Origin of the sequence: Microvirga sp. KLBC 81 (genome assembly GCF_003075415.1) — a bacterium.
Classification (GTDB): domain Bacteria; phylum Pseudomonadota; class Alphaproteobacteria; order Rhizobiales; family Beijerinckiaceae; genus Microvirga.
This window is the reverse complement of record NZ_QDAH01000002.1, coordinates 206,835-223,247: the sequence shown is the minus strand read 5'-3', so window position 1 is coordinate 223,247 and position 16,413 is coordinate 206,835. Positions and strand designations below refer to the sequence as shown.

Below are 16,413 nucleotides of genomic sequence, written 5' to 3'. Positions count from 1 at the left end.
AGGTTTTGGGCTCCTGCCGGGAGCTCGTCAGGCAATAAAAAACCGCAGCCGACACGGGATCGGCTGCGGTCTGAAGGGTAAACTCCGAAGGACTTAGTGCTCGCGGAAGGCGCGGGCGATCTGGTCCTTCATGGGCTTGAAGAAGTATTCGAGAGGCGTGCGCTCGTTGACCTCGACGAAGACCTCTGCCTGCATGCCGGCGATCAGATGCAGGTTTTCAAGGCGCTTGATCTCGTCCTGCGGCAGCTCCACGCGAATCGTGTAGAAGGTCGCACCCGTTTGCTGGTCGCGGGATACGTCGGCCGAGATGCGGCTGACGGTGCCATGGAGGTCAGGCATGTTGCGCGCATTCGAAGCATGCACCTTCACGGTCGCTTTCTGCCCGATCTTCACCTGATCGATCTCGTTAGGGAGAACCTTGGCTTCGAGCTCGAGCTTCTCGTTGGTCGGAACGATGAGCATGACAGGCTCGGCCGGCGAGATGACGCCACCGATGGTGTGGACATTCAGCTGGTGCACATAACCGTCGCTGGGGGCGCGGATGTCGATACGCTTCAGCTGATCCTCAGCCGCGACGCGACGCTCCGTGTACTCGGCGATCTTGCTCTGCATCTCGCGCAATTCCTGCATGGCTTCCGCGCGCATCTGCTCGTCGATCTGGATGATCTGGAACGAGGTTTCGGCAATGCGGCTCTCCGCCTGCGCCACGGATGCGATCAGCTGGCCACGCTGGCCTTCGATGCTGGCGGCATCACGCTCGAGAGCGTTCAGGCGCGGAAGCTGCACCAGGTTCTTCTGGTAGAGTTCGCGGACGCCTTTGAGCTCCTCGGTGATCAGCGCCGCCTCGCGGGCCTTCGCCTCCTGCTGAGCCCTCAGACCCTTGATCTCATCCTGAGACTGGGCGATCCGCTTCTTGAGCTGATCCTTCTGCGCATCGCGCGTGGCGCGGCGCGCGTCGAAGAGGGTACGCTCAGAAGACATGATCTTCTGAACGGCCGGATCGTTGAGGCGATTGGCGAACTCCGGCGGCATCTTGATCTCGGAGGCGCCGTCGCGCTCGGCCTCGAGGCGCGCCTGGCGACCGATATATTCGTCGAGCTGCTTTGCAACCACCTGGAGATTGGCGCGGGTCACCGTCTCGTCCAGACGGACCAGGAGATCGCCCGCTTTGACGCGCTCGCCATCCTTCACCTTCAGCTCGCCGACGATGCCGCCGGTGGCGTGCTGAACCTTCTTGACGCTGCTGTCGACCACGAACTGACCGCCGGCGACGACCGCACCCGACAGGGTCGAGGTGGCGGCCCACAGACCGATCGTGCCGGCGAACAATGCGATCATGGCCACGCCGGCAACGCTCGACTGACGCAGAACCTTCTCGTGCAGCGAAGGCTTCTGAGGCTGCTGTAGGACGATCATTTAACCAACCTCCCGCAGGTTCGAGGCCTGCGCCTGCGCCGGCTGCACCCGTACCGTCGGGGTCTGCGCCGGGACCGTATTGCGTTTCATCACGCTCTGCAGGACTTCGTCCCGCGGGCCGAAGGCCTTGATGCGGCCCTCTTCCATGATGGCGACCTGATCGACCTGTCCGAGAGCGGCAGGACGATGGGTGATGACGACGACGATACCGCCACGCTGCCGGACCGAAAGGATCGCCTGATTGAGCGCCTCGTCGCCGGCGCCGTCGAGGCTGGCATTCGGCTCGTCGAGCACGACCATGAACGGATTGCCGTAGAGGGCGCGGGCCAGGGCGACACGCTGGCGCTGACCACCCGAGAGGGAGGCGCCGGCCTCACCGAGAACCGTATCGTAGCCGTCCGGCAGGTTGAGGATCAGCTCGTGAGCGCCGGCCGCCTTCGCCGCGGAGATGATGTCCTCCGGCTTGGCCTTCGGCTGGAAGCGCGCGATGTTCTCGGCAACGGTGCCTTCAAACAGCTCCACGTCCTGCGGCAGATAGCCGATGTGGCGGCCGAGAGCATCCGCCTCCCACTGGTCGAGCGCCGCACCATCGAGGCGGATTTCGCCGCGCATGGCCGGCCACACGCCGACGAGGGCGCGGGCGAGCGTCGACTTGCCGGAGGCGCTGGGGCCGATCAGGCCCAGACCCTGGCCGGCCTGAAGCTTTAGCGAGGCGGCCTGGACGATCGGGAACTGAGCTCCCGGAGCGGCGATGTAGACGTCTTCCACCGAGACGGCTGCTTTCGGAGCAGGCAGCGGCATGCGCTTTCCCTGCGGCGGAACCAGGGTCATGATGTGCTGGAGACGACGGTAGGCCTGACGGGAAGCGGTGAAGCCTTTCCAGTGGGCCACGGCGATTTCGATGGGCGCGAGAGCGCGGGACATCAGGATCGAGCCTGCGATCATGAGGCCGCCCGACATCTGCCCTTCGATCACCAGGAGAGCACCAAGACCCAGGATGCCCGACTGGAGAATCATGCGGAACACCTTGGCGAAGGCACTGATTCCGGCGGAAGATTCGCTGGCGGCCAGGCCGTCATTGACGTGGCGGACATGCACCTCGTCGTAGCGCTTGCCAAGAAAGCTCAGCATGCCGAGCGCCCGGATGGCTTCCGCATTGCGGCGGCTGGTCTCAGCGATGGCGTGGCGCTCGGCACCGCTCTTCGTCACCTGCAGGGACGGCTCCTTGCTCTTGGCGTCCGTGTAGATCGTCAGGAAGATGATGCACACGCCGCCGATGACGGAAAAGACGCCGATCCAGGGATGGATCATGAAGCAGCCGATGAGGAAGATCGGCATGAAGGGCATGTCGAAGAGAGCCGTGGGGCCGAGGCTCGAAAGGAAGCCGCGGATCGTGTCCACGTCACGGATCGGCTGCATGCTCTCGGCCTGCTTGGCGCCCTTCAGCGGCATGGTCGCAACGAGATCGAACACGCGGGGCGCGAGGATCTCGTCGAAGCGGGCGCCGATGCGCGCCAGCATCCTGCCGCGCAGCATGTCGAGGCCGCCCGAAAGGGCATAGGCTGCCAGGACGATGAGGGAGAGACCGATCAGGGTCGGGATGCTCCGGCTCGACAGCACGCGGTCATAGACCTGCAGCATGTAGATCGAACCGGTCAGCGCCAGGATGTTCACGACGGCCGAAAAGCCAGCCACACTGGTAAAAGAAGGTAAGCACGATTTCAGAGCGTCTTGGACCTCCGTGCTCTCTTCCCGATGTCTCGATGCCTGCTTCATTATCTTCTTTCCATCGATGGTCCGGTTGCCCGGCACATCGTTCAGCTGCAGTGCCGCCATGCACGGTTATATCCTAGCATGGCGTTTGCCATCTTGCGATGGCTTCGATGTCGGGCTTTGGACCATAAAAGCATATCTTAGCAGGACCAGGCAGAAGCGCCCGGCTTTTTCATGGCTCTTATGGATATGAGATGCCCCCAAAGTCGGCGCCTTCCGTTACGCCACTTCTGTTGTAACCCTATTTCATGTATCTATGTCAACTAAAACTCTTGGCAACATTTAGGCAAGATTTTCTTGCCCTCCATTCGGAGAGGGAACGTAACGTGACCCTCTCCCTAACGTAACTATTTAGTAAAATTTGATGGTTAAGCAGATGTGACCCACAAATGAGGTCGCAATATGGACTCGATCAATCTCTCTTGCCCTCTCCCTGCGGACCATGGTCGCACCGGCGAACCGGCAGCGGGCCCTGTCCAGATCGACCCGGCCGCCAGCGCGGCTCTGGCCGAAGCCGTCAGAAGTGCCCGCCAGGGTCTGATGCCGACGCCTACGCCTGCTCAGGAGGAAAGCACAAACCAGGAAGCTCCTGCCGCTGCGTCATCTTCCAGAAGCTCCTTTCTGACGCAGGCCGCGACGGCTGTCCTGCTGATCGGTGCCGGATGGCTTGCCTCCTATATGGGGACCTTGGCCAATCGGGAGGCCATTCACCGCATGGAGGCCGAAACCGCGCGCAGCCAGGAGATCCTGTCCAAGCTCACGGATGATCTGGCGGCCCTGAAGAGCACCATGGCGGCGGCCCGGGACGTCGCGCATACCGCATCCATCTCCAAGGCCTCTGACCAACCCAAGCTCGCAGAAAAGGTCGATCGCCTCGCCATTGCGATCCAGGAGCCCGGGAAGAAACTGTCTGCTCTTGAGGAACGGCTCAACCGCATGGAAAGCCAGATCATGGCGAGCCTGAACGGCTTGAGCGCGAGCAAGCCTGCCGCGACGGCGGCAGCCCCTGCCAACGAGTCCGAGCGCGAGAGCGCCCCCGCTGCGAAGCAGGCCAGGACCGAACCGGTCGAGGGCTGGGTGCTGCGCGAGGTCTATAACGGTTCGGCTCTCGTGGAGAGCCGCAATCGCGGCATCTATGAGGTGATGCCCGGCAATGTCATCCCGGGAGTCGGGCGCGTGGAAGCCATCGAGCGCCGGGGTGGCCGCTGGGTCGTAGTGACTGACAAGGGTCTTATCAGCACCTACCGCTGATCAATGCGGAATGATGAATCTCAGGCCATAGACGAGAGCGGCGAAAGCCGCGAGGCTCACGAGATAAATCAGCACGAACCAGAAAAGGCGTTTGATACGCCTCTCCGGCGGACGATGGGTATCGGCTTGCATCAATGATATCCGTAGCCGCCGCCCTGGATTTCCTCGGCCACCTTCCCGCGGAACACGTAATAAGCATAGGCCGTGTAGGCGAAAGTGATCGGCAGCACGATGGCAAATCCCACAAGCGCGAAGAGCTGAGAGTTCACCGTATTGGCCGTATCCCAGATCGTCAGGTTCGGCGGCACGTTGAACGGGAAGAGGCTGACGCCGAGGCCGAGATAGCCGAGCAGGAAGAGCGCGATCGCGAGGAAGAAGGGCCTGTAATGCCGCCCGACTTCCAGATCGCGGAACAACCGATAGGCCGTATAGACCGTGATCAGCGGGATCGGAGCGAGGAACGCAATGTTGGGCCAGGAGAACCAGCGCGTTTCGATTTGCCGCCCGAGGAACGGCACCCACAGCGACACGACGCCCATGGCGATGATCGTTGCGATCAGAAAGCGAACCGCCATGCGCCGCGCCCAGATCTCCAATTCACCCGTCGTCTTCATCACGCACCAGGTGGAGCCGAGAAGTCCGTAGCCGCAGATGAGGCTGATGCCGGTGACGACACTGAAAGGAGTGAGGAAATCGAACGTGCCGCCGGTGAACTGGCGGCCATCATTGGCAAAGCCCTGCACGAAGGCGCCGAGAACCATGCCCTGGAAGAAGGTCGCGAGCAGCGAGCCGAAGAAGAAAGCATTGTCCCACAGGAACTTCGAACGCTCCGATTTGAAGCGGAATTCGAAGGCCACACCGCGAAAGATCAGCGCGATCAGCATGAGAATGATCGGCACATAGAGCGCCGGCATGAGCACCGCATAGGCGACGTGGAACACGGCAAAGAGGCCGCCGCCGCCGAGGATGAGCCAGGTCTCGTTGCCGTCCCAGATGGGAGCGACGGAGAACATCATCCGGTCGCGCCAGTTCTCGCTGCGCGCGGCCTTGAAGAGAATGCCGACGCCGAGATCGAAGCCGTCGACGATCACATACATGGCCACCGCCACCGCGATCAGCCCCGCCCAGATCAGCGGCAGCCAGAAGGCGAGGCCCTCGTATTCGTTGCCAAACCCGAACATGCCCTCACCCTCCTATTCCGCCGGCTGCGCCCGGTGACCGGGCCTGCCTTCGATTCCTTCATCCGGCACGGAGAACGGCCGCTTCGGCTTCTTGGAAATATCGTCGCCGCGGATATCCTCGACCGGATCGGGTCCACGCCGCAGGAGCTTGGCGAGATAATAGGAGCCGAAGCCGAAGATGAAGGCATAGACGACGAAGAACGTGAGAAGCGATGCCGTCACCGCGCCCGCGGCCACGGGCGACACCGCATCCGCCGTGCGCAAGTGGCCATAGACCACGAAGGGCTGGCGGCCGATCTCGGCGGTGAACCAGCCGAAGAGCACCGCGCCAAAGCCTGAGGGCGTCATGAGCATCGTGGCGGTGAGGAACGGCCTGTTCGTGAACAGCGTGCCCTTGAAACGAAGATAGAGGCTCCACAGGCCGATGCCGAGCATCGCGAAGCCGAGGCCCACCATGATGCGGAAGGAGAAGAAGACGGGCCAGACCGGCGGACGATCCTCCTTCGGCACTTCCTTGAGACCCAGCACGACGCCGTCATAGGCATGGGTCAGAACCCAGCTTCCGATCTTCGGAATAGCGATCTCGTAATGATTGGTTTCCGCCTCCTCGTCGGGAATGGCGAAGAGGCGCAGCGGCATGTTGGACATGCGATCCCAGTTGCCTTCGATGGCTGCAAGCTTCGTCGGCTGATGCTCCAGCACGCCCAGGCCATGAAGGTCGCCGATCACGATCTGGACCGGCACGAAGATGGCGGCGAACCAAAGAGCCATCGAGAGAGAGCGACGCGAGCCCGCGAGCTTTGCCTCCGGCGCATCGTGCGGATGACGAAGCAACATCCAGGCGGACATCCCAGCCACCGCGAAAGCCGTGGTAATGTAGCAGCCCAGCACCATATGCGCATAACGCAGCGGGAAGGACGGGTTGAAAACGACCTTGAACCAATCGACGGGCACCGCCTTGCCGTTCTCGATGGCAAATCCATCCGGCGTCTGCATCCACGAATTGGCGGAGAGGATCCAGAAGGCGGAGATCAGCGTGCCGAGGGCCACCATGCAGGTGGCGAAGAAATGCAGGCGATCACCTACCTTCTCCCAGCCGAAGAGCATGATGCCGAGGAAGGCAGCTTCAAGGAAGAAAGCGGTAATCACCTCATAGGCGATGACAGGGCCCAACACATTGCCGGTGAATTCGGAGAAGCGCGACCAGTTCGTGCCGAACTGATAGCTCATGACGATGCCCGACACGACGCCAAGGCCGAAGGACACCGCAAAGACCTTCACCCAAAAACGGAAGAGGTTGCGGTAGAGCGGGTTGCCCGTGCGCAGCCAGTTGAATTCCAGCGCCGCGAGCCAGCTCGCCAGACCGATGGTGAAGGCCGGAAAGATGATGTGGAACGCAATCGTGAACGCAAACTGGATGCGCGAAAGCATCAGGGCATCGAGTTCCATACCGCTTCCCCTTCAAAGCATCGGACGAGAAAAGTGGAAGGCACTTTCGGGATCGGTCCGATGCTTCTCCTATGATGAGCGCATCGCTTGGGGCGAACCGGAGGTCCGCACGATGCGCTGACGTCCTGCCCTGCTTTTAGGGCGGCAGGGATGCTGGGACCAGAGGCCCGGTGTATTAGGAGTAATGCATATAAGGAATGGATTCAGCCCTCAGCGGCCGCCATCCTGTACTGAGGCGCTGCAAGGCTTCGAGTTCCACGGGGTCGTGGCTGCAGAAGATTCTCACGTTGCTGTGAGGGTCGTTGGCCAGGGTTCTGAGGCGCTCCTGGTTGTGGAGGCGCAGGGGCCGGTCCTCCTCCATCAGGCGCTGATAGGCAAGGAGCCCCGGGGTGCAGGACGGCTCCTCGTCCATCTCATGACGATGGAAATAAGCATCGCCCGCATTGAGCAGCCAGCCTTCCGGCGTGTCGATGGCAATGCCGGCGTGGCCCATCGTATGACCGGGCAGCGGAATCATCAGGATTTCGGGCGGCAGGCCGTCGAGATCGCGCACGGAGCCGAAACCGAACCATTTTTCCCCGGACGGATCATAGAAATGCCAGTCGCGTACGCCATCCCATTGTTCCGGACGGTAGCGACGGCGATGAATGAAGCCTCGGCGCACCTCGGCCTCTTCGGCTTCGGCGCGCAGCACATGCACCGTCGCCTCGGGGAAATCCTCCAGGCCGCCCGCATGATCGAAGTCGAGATGCGTCAGAACGATGTGCCTCACATCCCGGGGAGAGAAGCCCAGGCTCTTGACCTGCTCCAGGGCGGTGTAGCGATGATCCAGCTGGATGCGATTGACGTGGACGAAAAGCGGACTGATCCGCTCGTAAGGATCCTCCACGTCGCGGGAGCCGATCCCCGTATCGACGAGGACAAGTCCGTGACGGTCCGTCTCGATCAGCTGGCAATGACACACGAGTTGTCCGGTCAGACCCCGGCTCACGCCATCCCAGAGCTTTCCACCCAGAGGGCACATGCAGCCGCAATTGAGATGATGAATGCGCATGGAGAGCCTCGCTGCCGGGATGGAGCGAAACCCTAACGCCGGAGCTAAAGAGAATGTTCGAATCCGCAGCCGCTCTTAACGTTCCTTGCGGCAGGCGAACGGCGGGAACGTGCTCGCGGTTCCGGCATTCATGGCGGCGACCACCATCATGTTCGCGAGCGCCAATTCCTCGGAGGACCGGGGACACACATCGGCCTTCGTCGTGCAGCCGGAGGACAGGAAGGCTTCGTGCCGGTCGAGGAACTCCTGCCCCAGCCCCTTCTTGCCCGTACGCGAGAGAGCTTCGGACCATGCCTTCTTGTAGCGGGCGCATTTGACCTCGGGCCAGCTCGGCTCCTGCGCAGAGGCGCCGACATTCAAGCCAGCCAGCATCAATACGGGAACGACAAGTGCTGTGATCGTGCGGCCCATCCTATCCTCACCTTCATCGCCGATGGGATGGAGCATGGAGGAGGATGAGGGTCAAGGTGTCACGCGCGCATCTCGGGCTGACCTGTGCCCTGCTTCTTGGCCGCCGTTGCGGGACGGCCTTTCGCGGGCTCCGTCGCCTGCTGCTCGACCTCACGGGACAACCGCTCCTGCAGCAGGGTCAGCACCGCCGCTTCTTCCGGCCTCAGGGACGGCAGATCCTCGCGCAGCTCGGTCTCGATCTCCTCCTTGATCTCCAGAAGCAGGCTGCCTTCGAGATAGCAGGAGAACACCTCCGGGTGCACATAGCACTTGCGGCAGATCGTGGGCGTGTTGCCGAGGCGGGCAGAGACCTGCTCGATGGCCGCGCGGATGTTCTTCTTCGCCTTGGCCTCGCTGTCGAACTGCTCGAATTCAGACAAGGCCATAGCGGCGAGCACGGTGCCCGCCCAGGTCCGGAAATCCTTGGCCGTGATGTCGCGCCCCGTGATTTCTTTCAGGTAAGCATTCACGTCCGAGGACGTGATCGATTGCTGCTCGCCATTCTCGTCCAGATACTGGAACAGATCCTGCCCCGGCAGATCCTGGCAGGCCTTCACGATCTTCGCGACACGACGATCCTTCACCTGCAGTTTCCAGGTCTTGCCGCTCTTGCCTTTGAACTGGAAGCGCAGCTCGCTGCCATCCACCTTCACATGCGGATCGCGCAGGGTGGTGAGACCGTAGCTCTTGTTCTGCTTGGCGTAATCTTCGTTGCCGACGCGGATCAGCGTGTTTTCGAGAAGATGCACCACCGTCGCCAGCACCTTCTCGCGCGGCAGGCCACGCCGGCTCATATGCTCGTCGATGGTCTTGCGGATATCGGGCAGGCCCTTGGCAAATTCAAGCATGCGCTCGTATTTCGTGCTCTCCCGCACTTCACGGAAAGCAGGATGATAGCGGTATTGCTTGCGCCCCTTCACGTCACGCCCCGTCGCCTGGATGTGACCGTTCGCCTTGGGGCAGATCCACACATCCGTATAGGCGGGCGGAATGGCGAGCGACTTGATGCGATCGAGCGTCGCCTTGTCCTCGACCTTCTTCTGGTCGGGACGTAGATAGGTGAAACCCTTGCCGGACTTCTTGCGCCGGATGCCGGGCTCCTCGTCGGAGACATAAGTCAACCCCGCCGTTTCGGCGGCGTCCCGCGGATCGACGATCGTGTCGTTGGAGGAGTTCGGGTCCAGCAGCATGGTTCGCCTTGCTTTGAAAAGCAGAGGGTCAACCGGGCTGCGCCATGCCCGGTTCCCTGCGTGATGCCGACGCATCTCTCCCCGCACGGGCATCCTGCCGGTCGTTACGGATCTTCAGGGCAAGGATGGTGCCACTCAAAGCCAGACTCAGCAGGTTGAAGACGATGAGCGGCATGGCGCCGATGAGGAAGCCGTAAGTCGACCACAGAACGAAGGCGGTGACGGTCACCATGTACATCCGCTTGGAGATCGCCGCCGTATCGCGCTCACGCCAGGCCTTGAGCACCTGCGGGACGAAGCTCGCCGTGGACAGAATCCCCGCCATTGTCGCCAGGATCGTCGGCAACCACTCACTCATTCACGCCTCCTTTCCGGGCCGAGTGCAACGGGCTCACGAAATGGGTGGTTCCCTCGAAGGGTCTGGACCGTTAGAACGGCACGGCTCTTTCATTTAAGGTTCCCCTTGTCCGATCTTCCCAACCTCTCGGGCCGCAAGCTCGTCTTCATCGTCACCGAGGACTGGTTCTTCGCCTCGCATTTTCTGCCGATGGCGCGGGCCGCGCGCGAGCTGGGGCTTGAGGTTGCGGTCGTCACCCGCGTGCGTGCGCATCGAGAGGTCGTCGAGGCCACGGGTGCGCGGGTGATTCCGCTCGAGGCCGAACGGCGCAGCATCAACCCCATGAAAGCCGGCTATGCCGCAGGCCAGCTCGCCGCGATCCTGAAGGACGAGAAGGCCGACATCGTCCATTGCATCGCACTGAAGAGCATCCTGGTCGGAGGCTTTGCCGCGACCCTCGCCGGAATCGGCCGCCGGGTCTACGCGCTCACAGGCCTTGGATTCCTGGGCGCGAGAACCGACCGGATCGGGCGCCTGTCGCAACGTGCCGTGCGGCTGCTGGTCCGTAGCCTCGAAACCGCGAAGACGCGGTATCTTTTCGAGAACACGGACGACCCCAGGCTCCTCGGCCTCGATCCGACAGGATTCAACGTCACCGTTATCGGAGGCGCGGGTATCGACCCTGAGGCCCTTGAGCCCTCTCCCCTGCCCCCGCAGCCGCCGCTGAGGATTGCCCTCGTCGCCCGCATGCTCTGGTCGAAAGGCGTCGATCTCGCCGTCGAGGCTTTGCGCGCGGCTCGGGCGCAAGGAGCGGCCATCGAGCTCTCCCTCTATGGGGCGCCCGACCCGTCGAATCCAAAGGCCATTCCGGAAGAAACCCTGGAGACCTGGAGCGCGGAACCGGGCATCTCCTGGCATGGCGCGACCCGGGACATCCCCTCCGTGTGGCGCGATCATCATGTCGCCTGCCTGCCCTCCCGGGGCGGCGAGGGCCTTCCTCGCACGCTCCTCGAAGCGGCCGCCTGCGGACGTGCGATCGTCACCACCGACGTTCCCGGCTGCCGCACCCTGGTGCGCAACCGCGTGGAGGGCTTCCTTGTCCCGCCCAGCGACGCTGCGGCTCTCAGCGACGCTTTCCTGTCGCTTGCCACCGATCCGGCGCTCGTTGCGCGCATGGGCGAAGCAGCGCGCGCCCGCGTTCTCGATGGCTTTACGGAACGGGACGTGATGGATAGCGTCAAAAGGCTTTACGCATCGATGCTGAGCCCATGATCGTCGATCCTAAAGCCTTCATCCGCGCCGAGACACGGCTTCTGCCCGTGCCTCACACGCCGGAACTCTCTCTCTACGTGGCCGACGAGGCGACGGAGCTGTGGCAGCGTACGGAGGAGGAGCTGGGCGAGATCGGCCTGCCTCCGCCCTTCTGGGCCTTCGCCTGGGCCGGTGGACAGGCACTGGCCCGCTACATCCTCGACCACCCGGAAACCGTGCGCGGACGACGCGTTCTCGACTTCGCATCGGGCTCGGGCCTTGTGGCGATTGCAGCCATGAAGGCGGGCGCCGCCGAGGTCGCCGCCTGCGATATCGACAGCTTCGCCATCGCCGCAATCCGGCTCAACGCCGAGGCAAACGGCGTCACCGTCACGCCCGTTCAGGCGGATTTGATCGGGCAGGATCTGGGATGGGACACGGTTCTGGCAGGCGACATCTGCTACGAGCGCGATCTCGCGGAGCGGGTCACGGATTGGCTGTTCGCCCTGAGCCGGAGAGGCGCCACCGTTCTCATCGGCGATCCGGGCCGCAGCTACCTTCCCAAGGAGCGGCTCGACAGGCTTGAGGTCTACGAGGTTCCGGTCACGCGGACCCTGGAAGATGCCGAGATCAAGAAGACCAGCGTCTGGGAATTTCGGTAAAGATACCAATAGCTTACGGCAGACACCGTTGCAGGAGAGCAAAATCTGTGAGCGGATTGCGGCAATGCCCCCTCAGGACGTCGCTTGAGGTTCTCGCGCCTGCTGGCCGCTGCGCCCATTGCTGATTCAAGACCGCTCCTGCCGGCCTGTTGACCATGCCGCGCTTGACGGGAAAGGCTTTTGGCATCAGCTAAACGGCGACGGCCTGATCCCGAACGGCCGCCGTGGATTGCAGCATGTCTTTGATGTCCCCTTCCCCTGAGAGCCTCGCAGGCCCCGCCCCGCGCCACCGCACGGTGGGTGTGCGGGTCGGCTCCGTCATGGTCGGTGGCGGCGCGCCGATCGTCGTCCAGTCGATGACCAACACGGATACGGCGGATGTGGATTCCACCGTCGCCCAGGTGGCGGCGCTCAGCAGGGCCGGTTCGGAACTCGTGCGCATCACGGTGGACCGGGACGAGGCCGCGGCAGCGGTGCCGAAGATCCGCGAGCGGCTCGACCGGCTTGGGCTGTCGGTGCCGCTCGTGGGCGATTTCCACTATATCGGCCACCAGCTCCTCGCCGATCATCCGGCCTGTGCGGAAGCCCTCGACAAATACCGCATCAACCCCGGCAATGTGGGCTTCAAGGAGAAGAAGGACCGTCAGTTCGGCACAATCGTCGAAATGGCGATCAGGTACGGCAAGGCCGTGCGCATCGGTGCCAACTGGGGCTCTCTCGACCAGGAGCTTCTCACCCACCTGATGAACGAGAACGCTGCTTCCGCGAACCCGCGCGACATGCGCTGGGTGACGCGAGAGGCGATGATCCAGTCCGCCCTACTCTCCGCGGCCCGTGCGGAAGAGATCGGCCTCGCTAAGGACCGCATCATCCTATCCGCCAAGGTCTCGGCGGTGCAGGACCTGATCGCCGTCTATCAGGAACTGGCCCGCCGTTCCGATTACGCGATCCATCTGGGCCTCACCGAAGCCGGCATGGGGACGAAGGGCATCGTGGCCTCTTCCGCGGCCATCGGCATCCTGCTGCAGCAGGGCATCGGCGATACGATCCGTTATTCCCTCACGCCCGAACCGGGCGGCGACCGCACGATCGAGGTGAAGACGGCTCAGGAATTGCTCCAGACCATGGGTTTCCGCACCTTCGTGCCTCTGGTCGCGGCCTGTCCGGGCTGCGGGCGCACCACCTCGTCCGTCTTCCAGGAGCTGGCGCGGGATATCCAGAACTGGATTTCCTCTTCCATGCCCGCGTGGCGGCGCACCTATCCCGGCGTCGAGAATCTGAACGTGGCCGTGATGGGCTGCATCGTGAACGGCCCCGGCGAGTCGAAGCACGCCAATATCGGCATTTCGCTCCCCGGCACGGGCGAGCAGCCGGCCGCGCCCGTCTTCATCGACGGAAAGAAAGCTATGACATTACGCGGCCCGACGCTCGCTCAGGACTTCCAGAAGATCGTGCTCGACTATATCGAGAAGACCTATGGTCAATCGGGGCGCGATGCCGCCGAATAAGGTGCATGGAACCCTGATCGAAATTCCGTTTTAAGCTCAGGCGCGATATGCTAGACAGCCGCCGCGCCGGCAGTGACGGCCGCTGCACTCACCAGCGCATCGTGTGGAAAAGTGGATCCGGTTTTCCACTTAAACGATGCGCTCCCTGAGGAAGAGAGCATCGGATGGATCCCAAAAGTGGTATCCACTTTCGGGTCCGAGGCTCAGAGAAGGGGCCGCCCTTCGTCGTTATTGCAGAGTGACTTGGAACAAGGGCCGCCCGCGGGCCATCCGCAGCAGAAAAGCACACATGGCAGAACAACAAGCTGTCGCTCCCGGGCACGCGGATTCCGCAGCTCCGGAGGCTACCCTCCCCGAAGCTCATGCCCATACCCCCGGGGGTTTTTGGACACTCATGCTCGGCGCCATCGGCGTCGTGTTCGGCGACATCGGCACGAGCCCGCTCTACGCCTTCAAGGAATCCGTTGCCGCGGCTTCCGCAGGTGAACCTCTGACGCGCGATGTCATTCTCGGCGTCCTGTCCCTGATCCTGTGGTCGCTCGTTCTGGTCGTGACCATCAAATATGTCGTGATCCTGCTGCGCGCGGACAACAAGGGCGAAGGCGGAACCTTGACCCTCGTCGCTCTGGCGCAGCGCGCCGTCCGACACAGAGGCGGCCTCGTGCTTGCGCTCGGCATCATGGGCGCGGGCCTCTTCTATGGCGATGCGGTTCTCACCCCCGCCATCTCGGTTCTTTCCGCGGTGGAAGGCCTGAAGCTCGTCGCCCCTGACCTCGAATCCTACGTGGTGCCGATCACGCTCGGAATTCTGGCCGCCCTCTTCATCGTCCAGAGCCGCGGAACGGGCAAGGTCGCCTCCTTCTTCGGCCCCATCATGCTCGTCTGGTTCGCGGCTCTCGCCATCGCGGGCGCAATGCATATCGCCGACGACCCCACGGTTCTCACCGCCATCAACCCGCTTCACAGCATCAGCTTCTTCATCAACCATCCGGCCGTTTCGCTCGCCGTCCTGGGTGCCGTCTGTCTGTCGGTGACCGGCGCCGAAGCACTCTACGCGGACCTCGGCCATTTCGGTGCAAAGCCGATCCGCAGCGCGTGGCTCTATCTCGTTTTCCCGGCGCTCGTGATCAACTATTTCGGCCAGGGCGCGATGGTGCTTGCCCATCCCGAGACGGCCGAGTCGCCTCTCTTCCATCTGGTCCCGGAATGGGCGCTGGTGCCCATGATCATCCTGGCGACGCTCGCCACGATCATCGCGAGCCAGGCCGTGATCACCGGTGCGTTCTCTCTCACCCGCCAGGCGATCCAGCTCGGTCTTCTGCCGCGCTTCGAGATCCGCTTCACGTCGGAAACCCACCAGGGCCAGATCTATCTGCCGCGCGTCAACTGGATGCTGCTGTTCGGCGTGATCGTGCTCGTCCTGATCTTCGGCTCGTCGAGCAACCTGTCGCACGCTTACGGCGTGTCCGTGTTCGGATCGATGTCGGTGGATGCGATCCTCGCCATCATCGTGATCTGGAAGGGCTGGCGCTGGTCGCCGGGCCTGACGCTCGCGATGATGCTGCCCTTCCTCTTCATCGATCTCGCCTTCTTCGGCGCGAACCTGCTGAAGCTGTTCACGGGCGGCTATGTGCCAATCATCCTCGCCTCGGTTCTCATCGTCACCATGTGGACCTGGGTGAAGGGCACGAACATCCTCTTCGAGAAGACCCGCAAGATCGACGTGCCCCTGCTCGAACTGGTGCAGATGCTCGAGAAGAGCCCGCCGCACCGGGTGAAGGGCACCGCCGTCTTCCTCACGAGCGATCCCGACACCGCACCCGCGGCCCTTCTGCACAACCTCAAGCACAACAAGGTGCTGCACGAGAAGAACGTGATTCTCACCGTTCGCAGCGAGGACATTCCGCGTGTGGAGGACGAGGACCGCGTCGCCATCGAGCATGTGGGCGACTCGTTCTGGCGCATCCGCCTGAGCTACGGCTATATGGAGACTCCGAATATCCCGCGCGGTCTCGCGATCCTGCGCAAGCAGGGCTTCAAGTTCGACATCATGGCGACGTCGTTCTTCCTCTCGCGACGCTCGATCCGCCCGGCCAGCCAGTCCGGCATGCCTCTCTGGCAGGACAAGGTGTTCATCAGCCTTGCGAAGTCGGCGAGCGACGCCACCGACTTCTTCCAGATCCCCACCGGCCGCGTGGTGGAAGTGGGCACTCAGGTCACTGTGTAACGCTTGCAAGTTGCCATTCCATCTCCGGAGTGGCAGCTTCCCGGCATGACGATCACGCTCCTTCGCCCATGCCTCGAATGGTTGCCGGCCTATGAGCAGGCGCTCATACAAGGCTGGTCTCCCAATGCGGACAGCAACAACGGCCCTCAGCAGCTGATGGCGCTGAGGGCCGATCCCGAGCGCTTTCTTCACGAACTCCGCAACAGCACGACCGTCCGCCAGCCTGACGGACGTGTCGTGCCGCGTTTACCCGCGCATGATTTCTGGATCAGCGATGGAGAATTCTGCGGACGCATCAGCTTCCGCTTCGAGTGGGGCGTGAAGGAACTCACTCCCACATCCTACGGCCATGTCGGCTATTCCATCGTGCCTTGGAAGCAACGGCGCGGCTATGCGACCGAGGCCCTGCGACAGGTTCTCTTTGTCGCTCATGAAGAGGGGTTTGCGCGGGTTCAGATCACCTGCGACGACGACAACGAAGGCTCTCGCAAAGTGATCCTCGCCAATGGCGGCATTCCGGATGGCACCTTCCCGCATCTCACGCGGCCGGGCCATCGGAAGCTCTCCTTCTGGGTGCCCACGCACGCGCGCTGATCGCCCGTCACCATCCGACTGCCTTGACCAGGGGAGAGATTGCTCCTAACCGACGCTCTTTCCGCCGAGG

At 62.7% G+C, this 16,413-nt stretch carries 15 protein-coding genes; 6 read left to right on the top strand and 9 right to left on the bottom strand.

All coding sequences use genetic code 11. The features are described 5' to 3' along the window. Window positions 1-93: 93 nt before the first annotated feature. Together DC522_RS02635 and DC522_RS02630 are read right to left on the bottom strand one after the other, a co-directional pair. The gene (locus tag DC522_RS02635; protein WP_116527129.1) at window positions 94-1,416 is read right to left on the bottom strand and encodes an HlyD family type I secretion periplasmic adaptor subunit; all 1,323 of its coding nucleotides are present in this window, start codon (window positions 1,414-1,416) and stop codon (window positions 94-96) included. Continuing rightward, complete coding sequence (locus tag DC522_RS02630; protein ID WP_245443923.1) at window positions 1,417-3,252, bottom strand: type I secretion system permease/ATPase; 1,836 nt, start codon at window positions 3,250-3,252, stop codon at window positions 1,417-1,419. Window positions 3,253-3,591: 339 nt separating this feature from the next. On the opposite strand from DC522_RS02630, the gene DC522_RS35345 reads away from it, so the two are divergent. Continuing rightward, window positions 3,592-4,440, top strand: a complete 849-nt coding sequence (locus DC522_RS35345) for a hypothetical protein (protein WP_205769471.1) — start codon at window positions 3,592-3,594, stop codon at window positions 4,438-4,440. On the opposite strand, the gene DC522_RS36790 is transcribed toward DC522_RS35345, so the two are convergent. From DC522_RS36790 to DC522_RS02595, 7 genes are all read right to left on the bottom strand, one after another. Beyond that, complete coding sequence (locus DC522_RS36790) at window positions 4,441-4,572, bottom strand: hypothetical protein (protein WP_256369827.1); 132 nt, start codon at window positions 4,570-4,572, stop codon at window positions 4,441-4,443. Next, on the bottom strand, window positions 4,572-5,621 hold the full coding sequence (gene cydB / locus DC522_RS02620) for a cytochrome d ubiquinol oxidase subunit II (protein ID WP_116527128.1): 1,050 nt from the start codon (window positions 5,619-5,621) through the stop codon (window positions 4,572-4,574). The genes DC522_RS36790 and cydB overlap by 1 nt, the downstream gene beginning before the upstream one ends. A gap of 12 nt (window positions 5,622-5,633) precedes the next feature. Beyond that, complete coding sequence (locus DC522_RS02615) at window positions 5,634-7,070, bottom strand: cytochrome ubiquinol oxidase subunit I (protein WP_116527127.1); 1,437 nt, start codon at window positions 7,068-7,070, stop codon at window positions 5,634-5,636. 175 nt (window positions 7,071-7,245) lie between these two features. Beyond that, a complete protein-coding gene (locus DC522_RS02610; protein ID WP_116527126.1) occupies window positions 7,246-8,124 on the bottom strand; it encodes an MBL fold metallo-hydrolase in 879 nt (292 codons plus the stop codon). Window positions 8,125-8,199: 75 nt separating this feature from the next. Next, window positions 8,200-8,535, bottom strand: a complete 336-nt coding sequence (locus tag DC522_RS02605) for a hypothetical protein (RefSeq protein WP_133239215.1) — start codon at window positions 8,533-8,535, stop codon at window positions 8,200-8,202. A gap of 59 nt (window positions 8,536-8,594) precedes the next feature. Next, entirely contained in the window at window positions 8,595-9,764 is a 1,170-nt protein-coding gene (locus DC522_RS02600) for a DNA topoisomerase IB (RefSeq protein WP_116527124.1), read from the bottom strand. 28 nt (window positions 9,765-9,792) lie between these two features. After that, window positions 9,793-10,122, bottom strand: a complete 330-nt coding sequence (locus DC522_RS02595) for a SemiSWEET family sugar transporter (protein WP_116527123.1) — start codon at window positions 10,120-10,122, stop codon at window positions 9,793-9,795. A 105-nt stretch (window positions 10,123-10,227) separates the two neighbouring features. Between DC522_RS02595 and DC522_RS02590 the strand changes: the two genes are divergently transcribed. From DC522_RS02590 to DC522_RS02570, 5 genes are all read left to right on the top strand, one after another. Then, window positions 10,228-11,373, top strand: a complete 1,146-nt coding sequence (locus DC522_RS02590; RefSeq protein WP_116527122.1) for a glycosyltransferase family 4 protein — start codon at window positions 10,228-10,230, stop codon at window positions 11,371-11,373. Then, on the top strand, window positions 11,370-12,014 hold the full coding sequence (locus tag DC522_RS02585; RefSeq protein WP_116527121.1) for a methyltransferase: 645 nt from the start codon (window positions 11,370-11,372) through the stop codon (window positions 12,012-12,014). Before DC522_RS02590 ends, DC522_RS02585 begins: the two co-directional genes overlap by 4 nt. Before the next feature lie 236 nt (window positions 12,015-12,250). Continuing rightward, a complete protein-coding gene (gene ispG, locus DC522_RS02580) occupies window positions 12,251-13,522 on the top strand; it encodes a flavodoxin-dependent (E)-4-hydroxy-3-methylbut-2-enyl-diphosphate synthase (RefSeq protein ID WP_116527120.1) in 1,272 nt (423 codons plus the stop codon). Between the two features lie 289 nt (window positions 13,523-13,811). Then, window positions 13,812-15,749: a potassium transporter Kup gene (locus DC522_RS02575; RefSeq protein ID WP_116527119.1), complete on the top strand. Its 1,938-nt coding sequence runs from the start codon at window positions 13,812-13,814 to the stop codon at window positions 15,747-15,749. Between the two features lie 45 nt (window positions 15,750-15,794). After that, window positions 15,795-16,343: a GNAT family N-acetyltransferase gene (locus tag DC522_RS02570; RefSeq protein ID WP_116527182.1), complete on the top strand. Its 549-nt coding sequence runs from the start codon at window positions 15,795-15,797 to the stop codon at window positions 16,341-16,343. The last annotated feature ends 70 nt before the right edge of the window (window positions 16,344-16,413 follow it).